The sequence below is a fragment of the Dolichospermum sp. UHCC 0352 genome (genome assembly GCF_009711925.1).
In the GTDB taxonomy this organism is placed as follows: Bacteria; Cyanobacteriota; Cyanobacteriia; order Cyanobacteriales; family Nostocaceae; genus Dolichospermum; species Dolichospermum lemmermannii.
Genome location: NZ_VIKY01000097.1, coordinates 1 through 16616 on the forward strand (window position 1 = coordinate 1; position 16616 = coordinate 16616).

General features: G+C 38.8%; 13 protein-coding genes. 6 read left to right on the forward strand and 7 right to left on the reverse strand.

Annotation, left to right across the window (positions count from 1 at the left end; genetic code table 11):
* Positions 1-64: 64 nt before the first annotated feature.
* Complete coding sequence (locus FJR06_RS06300; protein WP_168651058.1) at positions 65-1288, forward strand: type II secretion system F family protein; 1224 nt, start codon at positions 65-67, stop codon at positions 1286-1288.
* A gap of 442 nt (positions 1289-1730) precedes the next feature.
* On the opposite strand, the gene FJR06_RS06305 is transcribed toward FJR06_RS06300, so the two are convergent.
* Together FJR06_RS06305 and polA are read right to left on the reverse strand one after the other, a co-directional pair.
* Complete coding sequence (locus tag FJR06_RS06305; protein WP_371260351.1) at positions 1731-2864, reverse strand: saccharopine dehydrogenase-like oxidoreductase; 1134 nt, start codon at positions 2862-2864, stop codon at positions 1731-1733.
* A gap of 121 nt (positions 2865-2985) precedes the next feature.
* Positions 2986-5889 carry a DNA polymerase I gene (polA, locus tag FJR06_RS06310; RefSeq protein WP_015081029.1) on the reverse strand — a complete coding sequence of 968 codons (2904 nt, stop codon included), beginning with the start codon at positions 5887-5889 and terminating at the stop codon, positions 2986-2988.
* 117 nt (positions 5890-6006) lie between these two features.
* Here polA and FJR06_RS06315 point away from each other — a divergent pair, with 117 nt between their 5' ends.
* Entirely contained in the window at positions 6007-7026 is a 1020-nt protein-coding gene (locus FJR06_RS06315) for a tRNA-dihydrouridine synthase (protein ID WP_015081030.1), read from the forward strand.
* A 64-nt stretch (positions 7027-7090) separates the two neighbouring features.
* On the opposite strand, the gene FJR06_RS06320 is transcribed toward FJR06_RS06315, so the two are convergent.
* A complete protein-coding gene (locus FJR06_RS06320; RefSeq protein ID WP_015081031.1) occupies positions 7091-7525 on the reverse strand; it encodes a hypothetical protein in 435 nt (144 codons plus the stop codon).
* An 800-nt stretch (positions 7526-8325) separates the two neighbouring features.
* Here FJR06_RS06320 and FJR06_RS06325 point away from each other — a divergent pair.
* Positions 8326-9180: a Cof-type HAD-IIB family hydrolase gene (locus FJR06_RS06325; protein WP_015081032.1), complete on the forward strand. Its 855-nt coding sequence runs from the start codon at positions 8326-8328 to the stop codon at positions 9178-9180.
* Between the two features lie 212 nt (positions 9181-9392).
* Here FJR06_RS06325 and FJR06_RS06330 read toward each other — a convergent pair whose 3' ends face one another.
* Positions 9393-10205 carry a DALR anticodon-binding domain-containing protein gene (locus tag FJR06_RS06330; RefSeq protein ID WP_148279124.1) on the reverse strand — a complete coding sequence of 271 codons (813 nt, stop codon included), beginning with the start codon at positions 10203-10205 and terminating at the stop codon, positions 9393-9395.
* A gap of 374 nt (positions 10206-10579) precedes the next feature.
* Between FJR06_RS06330 and FJR06_RS06335 the strand changes: the two genes are divergently transcribed.
* Positions 10580-11299 (forward strand): Crp/Fnr family transcriptional regulator, encoded by a 720-nt coding sequence (locus tag FJR06_RS06335; protein ID WP_015081034.1) that lies wholly within the window; start codon positions 10580-10582, stop codon positions 11297-11299.
* 443 nt (positions 11300-11742) lie between these two features.
* Here the strand turns inward: FJR06_RS06335 and FJR06_RS06340 are convergent, their stop codons facing one another.
* The 3 genes from FJR06_RS06340 to FJR06_RS06350 all read right to left on the reverse strand — a co-directional run bounded on the left by FJR06_RS06340 (position 11743) and on the right by FJR06_RS06350 (position 14543).
* On the reverse strand, positions 11743-12816 hold the full coding sequence (locus tag FJR06_RS06340) for a PstS family phosphate ABC transporter substrate-binding protein (protein ID WP_168651059.1): 1074 nt from the start codon (positions 12814-12816) through the stop codon (positions 11743-11745).
* A 47-nt stretch (positions 12817-12863) separates the two neighbouring features.
* Complete coding sequence (locus FJR06_RS06345; RefSeq protein ID WP_015081036.1) at positions 12864-13448, reverse strand: 4-Cys prefix domain-containing protein; 585 nt, start codon at positions 13446-13448, stop codon at positions 12864-12866.
* A 78-nt stretch (positions 13449-13526) separates the two neighbouring features.
* Positions 13527-14543, reverse strand: a complete 1017-nt coding sequence (locus FJR06_RS06350; RefSeq protein WP_015081037.1) for a LysR family transcriptional regulator — start codon at positions 14541-14543, stop codon at positions 13527-13529.
* A 377-nt stretch (positions 14544-14920) separates the two neighbouring features.
* Between FJR06_RS06350 and FJR06_RS06355 the strand changes: the two genes are divergently transcribed.
* Together FJR06_RS06355 and FJR06_RS06360 are read left to right on the forward strand one after the other, a co-directional pair.
* Entirely contained in the window at positions 14921-15637 is a 717-nt protein-coding gene (locus FJR06_RS06355) for an NnrU family protein (RefSeq protein WP_015081038.1), read from the forward strand.
* A gap of 452 nt (positions 15638-16089) precedes the next feature.
* Positions 16090-16491 (forward strand): co-chaperone YbbN, encoded by a 402-nt coding sequence (locus FJR06_RS06360; protein WP_148764424.1) that lies wholly within the window; start codon positions 16090-16092, stop codon positions 16489-16491.
* Positions 16492-16616 lie beyond the last annotated feature (125 nt).

Genomic DNA, 16616 nt, shown 5'->3' on the forward strand with positions numbered 1-16616 from the left:
TTTATCTTCCAAATGCTTCGCCCCTACTAACAACTGACAAATTCTAAAATTTTAAATAAATATTATGCCTACCTACGTTGCTCGTATTCGTGATTCTCAAGGAAAATCCAGGACTGAAAAATTTACCGCTGATTCCTTGACTGATGCCCGCAGTAATATTAGAAATCAAGGTTTTGTTATTCAAGATTTAAAAGAATCTCAAAACTTGGCTTCTCGGTTCGATATCCAAAAGATTCAGAATTCCTTTGTCAAGGTTTCTGTTAAAGATAAAGCAATTTTTTCCCGTCAATTTGCTGCTTTAGTAGATGCGGGTGTAGCCATAGTCAGAGGCTTGACTGTACTTTCTGAGCAATGTAGTAATCCTAAACTTAAAGCTGCTTTAGTAGAAATTTGTGGCGATGTTCAGACTGGAATTAACCTCTCAGATTCCATGCGTAAACATCCTGAGTGTTTTGATGGTTTGTATGTGAGTATGGTACAAGCTGGCGAAATTGGGGGTGTGTTGGATGAAGTCTTAAATCGTCTAGCTAAATTATTAGAAGATATGGCAAGATTACAGAATCAAATTAAATCAGCTATGTCTTATCCAGTGGTTGTGGGTTTTTTAGCAACTGCTATCTTTGTGGGCATGACAGTTTTTCTGATTCCAATTTTCGCAGATATTTTTGTATCCATAGGAGCAGAATTACCACCACTTACATTATTCTTAATGACCTGTAGTCAAGTCTTACGAAGCTATTGGTCTTTGTTGGTTATTGGGATTTTATTTGTATTATGGTTTCTTTATAAGCAGTATTACAAAACCCCTGTTGGTAGGTTACAGATTGATAGTATTGCCCTAAAGCTACCTTTATTTGGTGATTTGATTCAAAAATCTGCTATTGCCCGTTTTAGTCGGACTTTTGGTTCATTGACTCGCTCTGGAGTCCCGATTTTAACTTGTTTAGAAATTGTGCGAGATACATCAGGAAACCAGGTTATTGCTAATGCCATTGACGCTGCCCGTGAAGAGGTTCAACAAGGGGGGATGATTAGTGTTGCTTTGCTCACAGAAAACGTTTTTCCAGCTATGGCAATTCAGATGATGAGTATTGGTGAAGAAACGGGACAACTAGATGCAATGTTAATGAAAGTTGCCGATTTTTATGAAGATGAAGTAGAACAGGCAGTTAAATCACTCACCAGTATTTTAGAACCAGTAATGATTGTGGTAGTGGGGGGAATGGTGGGGATAATTTTGCTGGCTATGTATTTGCCGATGTTCAAAGTATATGACAGTATCGGTTAAGGAAAGGTCGCCAGAAAGTATTTTAAAAGTTTCCGGCGATTATAAATCGCTACTACACAAGCAAAGTCCACCTTCGTGAACTAACACAAAATTAAGGTTTTCCAACCCACGCAGGTGGTCACTGAGCAGTTCGACAAGCTCACTGTAACACTTGTCGATAGCGTAGCGTGGCGTTAGGCATAGTGTGGGTTTCGCCTGTGTAGCCGCGACTTTTAGTCGCTAGGGGTATAATAAATTAGACTTTTCAAACACCCCCTTAGAGAAAGAAGCAGCCGCAGGGAGTAGATGGTAGATTTCTCCAACTGACAACTGACCTAAGTAGGTTGGCGTTGAAAATTGTCGTCATAGCAAGGCAATAGGCAATAGGCAAGAGGCAAGAGTAAAGAAGTTTTCAGCGATTTTACGTTTCTTTACACAGTTTGGTTTTATTGTGTTCACCTACTTATTTCACAAATTTAGGCATGATTTCCGCAGCCGTGAATAAGCCAGAAATGCCGCGTTGATGCAATTCCTGAGCGGCTTTGAGATAACCAAAGGCAGGACCACAGACATTAGCGGCCATGCTGGTTTCATCGCCTAATGTAAAGGTGTGAGTGGATATCTTCCCCTCAAAGGTACGTCCTGTAATTTTCACATTGGTACTTAGGGGCTTTTTAGAGTTGCGGGTATCAACAACACCACCAACTGTGACTCTATCCCGTGAACAAATTCCCGCGACTTCTAGCATGACATCATCGGCGTGTTCCATATTTACCAAAGTTAACACACCATTAGTTTGATCGAGTAATGCTTCTACTTCTGCGTCAGTCATGGCTCTAGCGGCTTCTACACTATAACCTGGCATATGACCAATATCTTCCCGAACAGTGGCGCGGTAGGCTTCCCAGTTAGCAATTCCCACACCAAAGGTAATTTCCACGTTGTGAATTTCGGCGTAACTTTGGGCAGCTAAAGCGGCGGCGGCGGTTAACAGTCCAGGAGTAGCACCACAGCCAGTCATGTATGTAATTCCCGCTGCTTGCAGTTCGTCTTTCATGGCCAGGAGTTGTTCGACTGCACTGGTGCGTTTAATGGCATCTACCAGAACACCGCGCCAACCTGCTTTAATGAACTCTTTGGCTACCGAGGGAATAAAGTCATTAGGAAGGTTGGGTAAAGCCAGAAAATAACCATCTACAGGTTGACCGGTGGCGATTAAATCCTGAATACTGCTATTGCTTAATGTCCCAACTGGTTCTAAATAACCGACTGTACCTTGATTTTGGTAAGTGGTAATACAAGCTTGGGTATTTAAGCCTTGGGTGGAATAAGCGTAGCCCTTTTGGTCTGCGGCTGCAACTAAGATCATTTCTCGTTTGCTGACGAGGAGTTTTGCTGCTGCTTGTCCGAGTCCACCAAATCCCAGAACTCCGACGCGAATAGGTTGGTTTGTTGGTTGTGTGTTCATAGTTAGTTTAGTAAGGTGGCATAAACCTAAATTTTCAGATAAAACCACTATTATATCAATACCTTTACCAAATTGAAAAAAATATTGATTTATGGATTGGGTTGTGGAACGTTTACAAAGCAATAGCATGAAACCCAACACAGCAGAAAAATGGCCAAGGTATTGAGGGTTAATTATGCTTGATTTACATTTTTTCGGCAATAATTACCAATTGTGAAAGTGAGATTACGGAATGTGGGATATAGGTAGTTCACTTAGTTTCCATCCAATTATCCCCCGCATGAATATCAACGACTAAAGGAACAGATAAAGAAACAGCATTTTCCATTAGCGACTTAATTTGTGGTTGCAATTGGGACCACTCTTGGGGAGGAACTTCAAAGACTAATTCATCATGAACTTGTAACAATAACCGCGCTTGATAGTTCTTCAGAACTTCATGTAATTGCACCATTGCTATTTTGATAATATCCGCACTAGAACCTTGAATTGGTGCATTGGCAGCAGAACGGAGTAACCCAGCATCATATTGACCTAAATTCTTTAATTTCTGCAAATTAATATCTTCTAACTTACTACCTTTTAACTGCCGTAAACTATTACTAGTAAACTCAAAATAACGTCGTCTACCCAAAATAGTTTCCACATAACCATAAGCAATAGCTTCTTTTTTCACTTTCTCCAAATATGCAAAAACATTAGCGTATCTTTCATTAAATCGCTCAATAAACAATTTCGCATCTACCGGATTTATTCCCGTTTCTCTGGCAAATTTTTGCGCTCCCATACCATAAATTACCCCAAAATTAATCGTCTTCGCAAAACGTCTTTCATCTGAACTAATATCTTCTTTCTCAAAGACTAATTTTGCCGTTACAGTATGAATATCTTCATTTTGCTGATAGGCTTGAATTAATACAGGTTCTTGACTCAAATGCGCCAAAATCCTTAACTCAATTTGTGAGTAATCAGCCGCTACCATTAACCAACCTGATTCCGGTAAAAACGCCTTTCTAATTTGTCGGCTAAAAGCAGTCCGAATGGGGATATTTTGTAAATTGGGATGAGAAGAAGATAACCTACCCGTAGAAGTTGCAGTTTGGTTAAAATCAGTATGTAATCTTTGGCTTTTGGGATGTACCAAAGCTGGTAAAGCATCTACATAGGTAGATTTTAATTTTGATAAAGTCCGATTTTCAATAATCGCTTCTACAAATCCAGTATTATCAACTTCTTGAAGTTTTTCTAAAGTTGCAGCGTCTGTAGAATAACCAGTTTGAATTTTGCGAGAATATTTCGTACTTAAACCTAATTTCTCAAAGAGAATATGACTCAGTTGTTTAGGAGAACCTAAATTAAATTTTTCCCCAGCAATTTCGGTAGCTGTTATTTCTAACCTTGCTAATTCTATTTCTAACTGCTGTGAAAGTTCTTTGAGATAAGCTGAATTAATGCGAACTCCTGTATATTCAAGTTCCGCTAAAACTGCTTCTAACGGTTGTTCAACTTCATTCAACAGTTTATATAAAGTTGGCGTTTCTGCTAACTTCTCCCGTAATTTTGGTACTAAGCCAAATGTGGAATAAACATCCATTCCGCAATAATCAGCAACCGCAGAAATACTAATATCAGCAATAGTTTTCCCTTTGGGAACTAAATCTCCATAACTTTTTCCACTTAATCCCAAATATCGCAAAGATAAATCAGTTAAATTATGACTGCTATCGGGATTAATCAAATAACTGGCTAACATAGTATCAAACACCACTCCAGCCAAATTAATGCCTTGACACCGCAGAATTAACCGATCAAATTTAGCATTTTGTAAAGCTTTGGGATAATCAGCACTTTCCAAAATTGGCCGCAGTGCTGCTAATACCAAATCTCGATTTAAATTATCACCATTTTTATGACCAATGGGAATATAAGCAAGTTCATTTGGTTCTGTTCCCCAACAACAACCAATTCCTACTAAATCTGCATCTCGTGGTTCTAGTGCAGTAGTTTCTGTATCCCAAGCAACGGGATTTTCTGGATTTGTGAACTTTCTTAAAAGTTCTACCAATTCCGTTAATTTAGCTTCTGTATTAATAATGCGTGGTTGAATTGGTGAAGCATTTTGTTTTATTTCTTGTGCTGTGTCTTCTGCACTAAAAAACCATAAATCATCCTCTGTTTCGGCGATTATTTCCGATACTTTATTTTCTACAACTTCTCCACCAAACTTTAGTTGAATCTCATTAATTGTCTCTAAAAATCTTTTAAATTCTAATTTCTCTAAAATTGGGATGAGTAAGCTATTATCAAAACCTGTTAATTGACAATCTTCCCAATCAATTTCTAAAGGAACATCACAAACTATCTTGGCTAAATAGCGAGATTTTTCCGCGTCTTCTTTACCAGTAATTAGTTTTTTCTGAGTTGCACCTTTAATATCATCTATAGCTGCATAAATTTCTTCCAGGGAATTATAAGTATTTAATAGTTGTACTGCTGTCTTTTCACCAATTCCTTTTACTCCCGGAATATTATCTGATTTATCACCACATAAGGCTTTAAAATCAACAACTTGTGTCGGGAATACTCCTAATTTTTCTTTAACTTCTTCTGCTTTAAATTCAGCAATACTATTTGTAGAACGTTTTAAGGCTTCTGGAGTAAAATTTAAAACTGTAATTTCTTTATCAGCATCAATTAATTGAAATAAATCTCTATCCCCAGAAAGTATTTTAACTCGATACCCAGACGCTGCGGCTTTTTGTGCTAATGTTCCCAATACATCATCTGCTTCATAACCAGGTGCAGTAAGTATAGGCAAATTCAAGCTTTGCAGTAACTCATAGAGATTTTCTAAATCGGGAATAAAGTCTTCTGGAGTTTCTGCACGTCCAGCTTTATAAGTATCATCAGCTTGATGACGAAAAGTAGGTGAACCCAAATCAAAAGCCACAGCTACTGCTTGGGGCTGTTGTGTAGCGATTACCTCTAACAAACATTTAAAAAAACCAAAACAAACACTGGTAGGAATGCCAGCTTTTGTACGAAGTCCACCATCTCTACCTTTAGCAAAAGCAAAATAGGAACGAAAAGCTAGTGAGTGTCCATCAATTAAGATGAATGTAGGCTTGTTGATAACTGAAGAATTAAAAGTCAACTGCTTAACCGAATTGGGAAACTATAATCTATTTTAATTTTTTTTATGCGTTATGTTGAAGAAGCTAAGTCACCATTTTTTGATCCAGTTATGCTTTGTTGAAAGCTCTTCATCTCTATGTTCCAGGTATCGCTCCCCCAATCGCTTCAGAAAAACCTACCCTTCACTGCTCTTGCGCCCATGCAAGATGTGACAAACCTGTGGTTCATGAAAGTTATTGCCCACTACGGCAGTCCTGACTACTTCTTTACCGAGTATTTCCGCGTCAATGATACCTCACGGCTCAATTCTAAAATTCTGGCAGCAATTACCGAAAATGATACCGGTCGCCCTGTTTTTGCACAAATGATTGGCGAAAGTATTCCCGATTTAGTGAGAACAGCAAAGGAACTCTGCAAATATAATATCGCGGGAGTAGATTTAAACATGGGCTGTCCCGCGCCGAGAATCTATCGCAAAAATGTTGGCGGTGGATTGCTGAGAGAACCGGAAAAAGTCGAGCGGATTTTGGGAGAACTGCGTGCTGCTGTGAATGATAAACCTTTAACCGTGAAGATGCGTGTAGGCTTTGAAAATACAGATAACTTTTCCGAAATTCTCGATATAATCAATCGCCACAATATTGATTTGCTCAGTTTACATGGTCGCACGGTGAAAGATATGTATCACGGGGAAGTTAAGTATGATTTGATTGCGGAAGCGGTAAGACGGGTAGATTGTCCAGTGCTTGCCAATGGTAATATCAATTCGGCGACAACTGCCCTGGAAGTGCTTTCGCAAACCGGTGCAGCGGGTGTGATGGTGGGACGCTGGGCAATTGGCAATCCTTGGCTGTTTAATCAAATTCGCCAGGCTTTGCGAGGAGAACAGATCACACCTGTTCCTTTAGCAGATGTACGCAATTATATTGATCGTTTATGTCAAACTCCCACAGCCTCAACTATGCCAGAGCGAGCGCGGGTAGGTTACCTGAAAATGTTCCTTAACTACATTGCTTTAAGTGTTGACACTGAAGGTAATTTCCTGCGGCTGATGAGACGGGCGCAGACTGAGGTAGAACTGTTTAACCTCTGCGATCTCGTTCTCCTTGCTGATCTGACAAAAACTTTAGCCCTAGCACCCTCTTTGGGCGTGTAATTATGGCAACTATTTAGTTTGGATTTATCAGTACAGCATAGAGACAATACCTTGAGAGTGTCAACTACTCAGTTTCAACTTCAAATTCCTCACCACTGGGAAATTTAGACTTATCAATTTTTAAAGCAGCCTCTTTAATTAAATTTGCTTTTGCACGAGTTTCTAGTATTTCTTGATAATATTCTTCAGGTGTTAACCCATAATCTCTCTTGACATAGGCAATTTTATCTTTAATGCAGTCCTCAATCATTAATTTGACATCAGCGAGATAGTAATCTTCATTGAATGATTTAATATGTATCTTATGAGTTATGGAAGGAACTGCGAGTTTTTTTAGACCTCTTGCTTCTTTTAATACCCGACTCCCTAATAAATTGTCATCAACATCAGAAAAAGTAAAAATTGTTTTGCCTTTTGTATTTCTTTTTAAAGCTGGTTTAAATCCTATAAAAATATCAACTGATGGGAATACATTGGTCAAAAACGAAAAATTATCCATTGTTATTTCCTGCTGGTTTTTGGTAATTGTCTATTCTAATTTTTTTCTCCAGATTTAATATACAACATAGTGATTTAAAGGTTTTATATCCAACCGAAAATTACTCTCGCTTATCATAAAATATTCTGTATGTCAATAGTATATTTGTTCTATATAATTCTTTGGATAATTGCTGTCTAAAAATTCGTCTCGGAACTTGCTGTTAATTTGTAAAGTTTTGTATTATTTTTCGGGATTTATTTCTGTAATAACCATAAATAAAGGCTTTTCAAAATAGCCTTGTCAGTCAATTAGAAAATTGACAAGAATAACCCAATTATGAAATTCTCGATAATTGTAGCAAACTCTCAAAAGTATTGCAAGCTCGTTACTAAATAAAAATTATTCTCAATTAATTCTTAAGAAAATCTAAAGCTGAATTATCATAAGTTATGAATATTAAAACTATTATTGGGTTTCTATAAGTTTTAGTTATATTGTAATTGGAAGTCCCTTAGTTAACAAATTACATTCTTGAGGGATTTCGTTAAGGAATAAATCCTGATTCTGCGGTAATGCGAATCAGTTACTTGCGTTTATACTCAAAACGGCTTGATTGTTTGATTCTAAACGTAGGGGTTTAGCTCTTGCTTTACCCCTACACATCTGGGTTCTTTGTCATTTGGCAAAAGTTTAAATCTCACCCGTGTTTAGTATATCAATGAAATGGCTTATCTCTAGGGCAAATTTGGGATGGTGTTGGGTTAAATGAGCTATTTATACCCGTATAATTTTAAACAATACTAAAAACTGGGGAGTTTATGGATACAATGCCTTTAAATCAGAGTCAAGACGAAAAAGATATTAAACTGTTGGTTTTAGATATAGATGGGACAATTGCGGGACAATCCAATACTCTCAGTCATCCTGTCAAGGAAGTGATTGCTGCTGTACAAGCCAAGGGAATTAAGGTAGCTATAGCCACAGGAAGGATGTATTGTTCAGCTTTGCGGTTTCATCAAGAAATTGGCTCTACGCTGCCTTTAGTAGCTTATCAGGGAGCTTGGATTCAAGATCCAAATACTCAGGAAATTCACCGTCATTTATCTGTATCTAGAGAAATTGCCCTGCAACTCCTAGAATACTTTGAACAGCCAGATTTGCGATCGCTCCTCTCAGTTCATTTTTACATCAACGACCAGCTTTATGTGCGAGAAATTACCAAAGAAACGGAAAGTTATCAACAACGCTGTGGTGTGAATGCTATTCCCGTTGGTGATTTACGTCAATTATTAGATCATGAACCCACTAAAATTTTAGCTTTGTGTGATGATACGAGTCTAATTCAACAACTTTTGACTAATTTACGCCATAGATATAAACCCACAGAATTATATATGACAACATCTGTAGCCACCTTCCTAGAAGCAGCTAACACTCATGTTAATAAAGGCAATGCTGTCCGTTATCTAGCTGAAGAAATGCTAGGTTTAGAAAGTCATCATGTCATGACTATCGGTGATAATTTCAATGATGTAGAAATGCTCAGTTATGCTGGCATTAGTGTCGCTATGGGTGACGCACCAGACCAAGTGCAAGCGATCGCTGATTGGGTAGCACCTAGTGTAGAGTTAGATGGTGCAGCCATAGCAATGGAAAAATTCTTACTTAAATAAAAATCCAAAAACAAGAAAAGACACCGACGACTGGCCGTGTTTCGTCTCGGTGTCTTTCCTAATTTCGCTCCTCACACACCTGCGATTGTAGTCGGAGATATTTATTTTGTCAAGAGAATTTCTCAAAGTTTTTGTAAAATTCCGACAAGATAGAAAGATAGATCCCCGACTTCTCAAAGAAGTGGGGGATCTGAATTTTTGAATTTCACATATTAAAGTTCTACAGGTGCGACAATCCCCAATTTGTCTTCTAACACAGACCTTAAAACCAATTGAGTCGCTATCAGCAATCCTAATCTTGCTTGAGCTAATTCTGGATCATGAATTTTCACTTCCCCCCAAATCCGACAATTACACCAAAACCGCTCAAAAGCTTGACTCAAATTCTCACCTGCTTTTGACCAGTTAATGGAACTACCACTATCAGCACAAACCAAATCATCTACCACTTTGACTAATTGGTAAATCAGAAAACTCTCATCAGCGTGATTAATGCGAAGTTTTTGATCACAATTAAGCCAAGATATAGCGTTTACAGATACAAAACCTTTAATATTTGTTCTATCAAGTTCAATTAATCCTTCCTTTTCTGCTATACACAACAAAGAACAGCATCGTGAATGAGCGTATTGAATTTTAAAAATTGTTAATGAGTTGGTTAATTGGCGATTAGGAACAGAAATTTTACTTTTTGCCTGTTCACTTTGTTCTAGTGAGCATTCCTCATTTCCGCTGACAGTGAGACAGTGTAACCAAGCCGCTAAGGTAGAGTCAACGAGTTCTATATGAATCCAACCGGGGGGAACTACTTTAACGTTAAATAAACTAGCACTATTTCGGGATAAATGCTCAACAATCGCCTGAGCAATTTCCATCGCTGGTGAATTCTGAGATTTTGATATGCTCATAGCCATACCAGAGATATATAAAATTTTCTGATTATATCCTCCCTGATAGAGAGGAACTTTTTTCCCTTTTATGCTTGTAATTTCCCCACTATTGGTAAAAATACTGAAGAAAGACACTAAATATCCAGTTATTAAATGCTCAATTGCTTTATTTTGAGCTAAAAGTAGTCTATAACACACGTATTTCTTTGTAAAAAATTTATGGTGTGCATCATTTTATCCTGTTCCATCTATCTTCAGACAGAAGTTTAGTCTATGTAAGGAAAAATGAGAGTAGGATAAAATTTGATGAATAATGTATAAAAAATGGGTAATCTTTACTACCCTTGTTGTACAGTAGGAAGTATAAGAAAAAATAGAGAGCAATTTAGCTTTCTATCCCATTGGAGGGCTGACGCTGTTAGGCGTTATGCCTACCCCGTTAACACAAAGACACTCCTTGCACTTTTCTTATCACGTCTTTGTTCTCAGCCAAACACTCTTTGTTACCTATGCAATCTCAATCCTCCTTTTCCGAAGCTTCACGTCCTTTCTTAACTTGGCAGCGAATCCTTGACTGGGCCCAAGAACACTACCGCTGCCGCACCTTCAGTAAAGATGAGCGGATTCCAGCTAGACCTGGTTTGCTCTATTTAGTCCAAAGAGGTGCTATTCGCATGGTAGGAACTGCCCAAGTCAGTGCTACTGCTAGTCAGTTAACATCTAGACGGATTAACAGAACTCCAGAAGAAGCTTTCTTGGGTTTTGTGGGAGCAGGTCAACCTTTTGAAATTGTTGCTCAATCTCCATTTACACTCCAGTCCTACGCCCACGTTGACCAAACAGCAGTGCTGTGGATGTACTGGCATGACCTAGACAACTGGCCTCACTTCCGCCGTGAAGTTATGGATGCTTTTAGATATCAGCACCAGCGCAAGTTGCTATGGTTGAGTGCTTTAGGACAACGTCGGACAATTGACAGACTCTTAGGATTTCTCACCCTACTGATTGAGGAATATGGAGAGCCTTCAATGAGCGAAACTGATCCTGATGTCATTCGTGGTTATTCCTTGCCCTTCCCCCTCACCCATGCCCAAATAGGCAGCGCCATTGGTTCAACCCGTGTGACTGTCACTCGTTTAATGGGTAAATTACGTCAACGGGGCTTAATCCTGACCCAAGGAGATAATCTGATTTGCCTACCCGCTGAATCTATCAATAGAGTCAGCTAGGATCTAGTTCAAATCTTTAATGAGCAGCAAATTGATAGATGTTGACTGAGAGCTTGCCACTCTCGGACACACCAATGGCAGGTATCAGCGGATTCTAACTAGTCCAAATTGGGTAATTAGTTCTGTGAACCTGCTCCTCATAATATCTCGCGGTAAGTCGGAAACTCAGGGGCTTTAGCCCTGAGAGTGTCAATTTTACGAATCTGTTTGACCACCACAAACAGATTTTGGGTAATCGGGTATGAAATGAAGATGTCCTGGACAAAATGTTCTCTAGTGCCGCATTTATGATGAAGGCACTCATAACGCTAGATCAGCAAATTGGGGCCACCCACCTGGTTCCAATTATTGATCTCGGCTTTTGGTATCATGAAAACTCAGGCACTTTTCCAGGTTATAGATAATTCTTTTCTTTCTTTCTTCTTTCTTCCTCCTGACTCCTTTTATTTGATTCTGACAAATCCAGCTTTTTCAATCAGTTCTTGACCTTGAGATGTAACTAACCAATTTGCATACACTTCCCCGGCTTGTTGGTCTGATTGACCATTTTGTTTTATAATCACAAATAAATTGCGGGTGATTGGGTAGTTGCCACTGCGAAAGTCTTGAGAATTCAACTGGTTAGGCTTGTTGGCACATTGAGATTGAGTTATTTCTGGTTGTTGGTAAGGTGCTATTAATTGCTCACTTGTCCGTCCTATTGGTAGGGATTTGATTGTACATTGAGGGACAATCTCTGGAGCAGAACCATAATAGATAGCACCAGGAGCAATAGCTACTTTGCGGATAGCTTCTGTGGTTGTACCAATGTAATTAATATTGTTGCCAAATTTATCTTTATTGAGAACGTTTTCGACAAAAAAATCTACTGTGCCACCGGCTTCTTTGCTGCGAGATAGGGGAATAATGGGTAAATTTGTACCACTTACTTGTTGCCAGTTAGTAATTTTGCCAGTGTAAATATCTTTAAGTTGAGAAACTGTTAATCCTGGAATATTTAGGTTATGATTAACAGCGATCGCAATTCCATCAATGGCTACAGTAATTTCTTTTAAGCTAAATCCTTTGGTTTTGGCAGTTTCGTTTTCTTCTGGTTTAACGGGACGAGAAGATTGAGAAAAAGCTAGTTGATTTGCTATCAACATTTTAATCCCAGTTCCTGAACCTGGTTTTTCGTTAATGGGTTGGGTATAACGTAAATCAAACTGAGGACAACTATTTTTGAGGACTGAGTCTACATCCCGACGGATAGGAGCCCATGTTGTACTACCACTATAACTAAATATACCTTGTGGTAAATTGGGGATTTTACAATTACTGACTGGTGGCGGATTAGGGTTAATAATGTTGTTACTGGGGTTCTGAGTGAGATTCTGATTAGCAGAGTTAGTGGTACTAGAATTATTGTTAATTCGTCCCCAATGTTCCATTAAAGAAAGCAACAGCAAAACCAAGCTTAATCCAGAGGTAAGAACAAGAGATAAGAGCAGTGACAGAGTTTCTTTTTTTTGAGCCATGGGTGGTTTCCTTAGTGCTTTTTTTCTAAAGAATTGAAGACATTAATTTATAAATAAGTCGAAATAATGTTGTTACTGCTAATACCTTTGTCATGGATGAACTGGAGAACTGGGAGAATTTCCCTGAGTATTTTTAGGATTTTTATCTCAGAAAAATTGCCCTGTTCAACTAATTCTTCTTCTAGAGTTTGTCCAGAAATATATTCTTGAACTAAATAAAAAAACTGCTCTGACTTATTTATTTTTAGGTTAGGAACTGTAATCGTAAAAAAAGCAAATAATTTAGGTATTTGCTGATGTTCATTACCTATTTCTTCTAAAACTCCTGCTTCTTGTGTAAATAAAATTCTGGCTTTTTCTAAGGCATCTTCCGTTAAATTACCACTTGGTTGAAATTGCTTAACTACACATTGACGCATTCTCGGAGTATCACGATCAATTGCCAAAAAAGCAGCACCAAATCCTCCGGTAGCCAAAAGTTTAATTGGCAAATAGTGGTCACGTAAAATCAGGGGCATACCGCAGCTAGTACAAAATTTTTGCGGTACTGTTTTTAGTGTTTTAATATCATCTAAATCAGGAAAGTGATTTTTAGGATGTTGACAGTGGGGACGAGTGCAGCAGACTTCCATATTGTTTGTTATTCAAATGAGTCATTGGTCATTAGAAATTTGTCGTTAACTAATGACTTTTGACTGGTAACAAGGTTTTTAATTGGCATCAGAACCGTTAGATGTTGCTATATCCAATGTACTATTTATCACTTGATTGATTTGTGATAATTTTAACACCTCCTGTGTCCAGGCTGGGTTAGCAAACTGAGGTAAAATTTCCTGACTAAAAGCTTCTGCGGCTTTGGATCTATAGCGATTGGGGTTACATATTAGCCAGAGTGTCCGCTTCACCACTACTCCTTCGATGGGGGCACGATGGAGAACACCCATTTGTAACTCCTTAGCGATCGCTGAAGTAGAAACAAAGGCAGCACCTAAGCCAGATTGGACAGCGTTTTTAATAGCTTCTATGGAATTTAGTTCCATTTCAAACTTAAACCGCCTAGTGTCAATATCACAACGGGCTAAAACCTGATCAATGACTTTGCGGATAGTTGATTGGGAGTCAAGAGCAATGAATTGTAGTTTATATAGGTCTTCTTTTTGAATTGTTTCTAATTTAGCAAAGGGATGGGATGTGGGTAAAATGAGTGCCAATTCATCTTCAGCATAGGGAACAGTTTCTAAAGATTCCGCTAATTCAGTGGGAATTTCCCCACCAATAATTGCTAAATCAACCTGGCCATTAGATACACTCCAAGCCGTGCGACGGGTAGAATGGACGTGCAATTGTACGGCTACATCTGGATATTTTTGGCGAAATAAGCCGATCATTTTTGGTAACAGATAAGTGCCAGTGGTTTGGGAAGCACCAACAATCAATGTACCTCCTTGGAGATTTTGCAAATCTTCAATGGCGCGGCAGGTTTCCTGACACAAGCTGAGGATTTTGTCCCCATAGCTCAGAAGTAGATGTCCCGCTTCAGTCAATTGAGCGCGACGGCCTCCTCTGTCAAATAGGGGAACATCCAGTTGTCGTTCCAGGTTTTGAACTTGCAAACTCACAGCAGGTTGGGAGACGTAAAGGCTATCAGCAGCCCGCTTAAAACTCCCTTCTTGGGCGATCGCTTTGAGAATTCGTAACTGATCTAAAGTAAAAGGAAGGTCAGACATAAGGCTTAACCCACAACCTGGGATTCATGAGCAACTTTAAAAATAAATCAAAATGAATAGTTTGGTGACTAAGCATGATTTATGGCATTGTTAAGATTTGAACAACTAACTAAAATACTTACCACAACATCTTGACAAAAATCTTCCTGTGTATAATCAAGCATTCAGCCGTCAGCCTTCAGCTATCAGATTTTAAGACGGAAATACAGGTAATTAAAACTAATTGCCTGGGTGTAACTTCAAGAAAATGAATAATTCGTCTTCTTTACTCCTGTTCTTGGCTGACTACTGATAGCTGATAGCTAATAGCTTACACCAGTCAAGATGTTTACCAATAGTAGCTTCTTTGAATTTGAATTTTGAATTGAGTTGTATATATGATGTCCAATCCTTGGTTTACCTCCAGTCATTTTGTCATACTAGGGTTACAATTAGTTTTTGCGATCGCCCATAGCGGGGGGGCTGCTGTGCGTCCTTGGGCAGAAAAATACCTTGGACCGAGGCTTTATCGCATTATCTTTGCATTAATTAGCCTGCCTTTGGCTGTGATCTTAATTGTTTACTTTTTTAATCACCGTTACGATGGCTGGCAACTTTGGCAGGTACAAGGTATACCAGGAGTGGGGGCATTAGTTTGGGTACTATCAGCTATATCCTTTTTATTTTTATATCCTGCTACCTTCAATCTACTAGAAATTGCGGCTATTCAAAAGCCCCAAGTTCATCTTTATGAAACAGGGATTATCCGTATTACCCGTCATCCCCAAATGGTAGGACAGGTTATTTGGTGTGTAGCCCATACCCTGTGGTTAGGAACTAGTTTCACTCTTGTTACCTCAATCGGTTTAGTAATACATCACCTATTTGGAGTATGGCATGGCGATCGCCGTTTAAGTCAACGCTATGGAGAAGCTTTTGAGATGGTCAAACAACGGACTTCGATTATCCCCTTTCAAGCGATTATTGATGGCCGTCAATCTTGGAACTGGGAAGAATTTCTCCGCCCTGCTTATTTAGGAGTTGCCATTTTTACTGGTCTATTATGGTGGTCGCACCCCTTGTTATTAGTGGCAACAAGTAGGATAATGTGGTAGTTTAGTCTGATCCCCAAGATCAACAAAACATATAAATCTAATAAAACTTTGTGCTGATCACTTGCTACCAAAACAATGTATGATAGACCCAAACATATATCATTAAACTGTTGAGAACTGGGATTGGGGAAAGAATTTATCCGCCAGGCTGAAGTGGGTTTTATGGACGTAGACAAAAAGTCACCATCTACCTTAGTGGAAACGGTAAATAAATAGCAATGTATAGATTGCACCCAGCCGCGCTCTCAGCATTGTAAAATTTTTCAGAAGCAATAGCAATCAGGATTGGAAATGGAGAACAGCCAGCGCGACAATCACGGTGGCTTTTTTGTCAGCAGGAAAACATGAAAATCCTCAATTTAAAATTTAAACCCCAAAATGGGATAACTTACCAATTTGCTGCTGCTGACAGCTAATTTTGAGATAAAAACCTTATAATCACGAGAGGCATCATGGTGTTGTCGGTTAATGAACGGACATTTACTCAAGAAGTTTTAGAATCTTCAGTTCCTGTTTTGGTTAATTTTGAAGCACCCTGGTGTGGACTATGTCGCATCATTCACCCGCTATTATTACAATTTCAGGCTGAATGTGGTGATGAACTTAAATTGGTGGGAGTCAACGCTGACCAAAATTTTAAGTTGTCTAATACCTATAGACTGAAATCACTACCGACTTTACTATTAATTGAAAAAGGTATAGTCAAACAACGTTTAGAAGGTTTTCCCGGTAAAGACGATTTACGTCAAGCCTTAGAAGCAATTAAATTCACCTATACAAGTCACGAGAAAATAGATATAGCAGGAGTCAGGGGGCAGGGAGCAGGGGGAAAGAATTATTCCAATCACAACTGACAACTGACAACTGACAACTGTACGGGCGAAGCATTTGGAGAACTATTTTTGGCAATGACCGATAATTTATCTTCCAAATGCTTCGCCCCTACTAACAACTGACAACTGTACGGGCTGTCTCTTAT

Coding starts and splice junctions, on each gene's coding strand:
- FJR06_RS06355 (WP_015081038.1), top strand. CDS start 14,921: ATGATGTCCAATCCTTGGTTTACCTCCAGTCATTTTGTCATACTAGGG.
- FJR06_RS06305 (WP_371260351.1), bottom strand. CDS start 2,864: ATGCTATTGCTTTGTAAACGTTCCACAACCCAATCCATAAATCAATAT.
- FJR06_RS06350 (WP_015081037.1), bottom strand. CDS start 14,543: ATGTCTGACCTTCCTTTTACTTTAGATCAGTTACGAATTCTCAAAGCG.
- FJR06_RS06300 (WP_168651058.1), top strand. CDS start 65: ATGCCTACCTACGTTGCTCGTATTCGTGATTCTCAAGGAAAATCCAGG.
- FJR06_RS06335 (WP_015081034.1), top strand. CDS start 10,580: ATGCAATCTCAATCCTCCTTTTCCGAAGCTTCACGTCCTTTCTTAACT.
- FJR06_RS06320 (WP_015081031.1), bottom strand. CDS start 7,525: ATGGATAATTTTTCGTTTTTGACCAATGTATTCCCATCAGTTGATATT.
- FJR06_RS06315 (WP_015081030.1), top strand. CDS start 6,007: ATGTTCCAGGTATCGCTCCCCCAATCGCTTCAGAAAAACCTACCCTTC.
- FJR06_RS06360 (WP_148764424.1), top strand. CDS start 16,090: ATGGTGTTGTCGGTTAATGAACGGACATTTACTCAAGAAGTTTTAGAA.
- FJR06_RS06340 (WP_168651059.1), bottom strand. CDS start 12,816: ATGGCTCAAAAAAAAGAAACTCTGTCACTGCTCTTATCTCTTGTTCTT.
- FJR06_RS06345 (WP_015081036.1), bottom strand. CDS start 13,448: ATGGAAGTCTGCTGCACTCGTCCCCACTGTCAACATCCTAAAAATCAC.
- FJR06_RS06325 (WP_015081032.1), top strand. CDS start 8,326: ATGGATACAATGCCTTTAAATCAGAGTCAAGACGAAAAAGATATTAAA.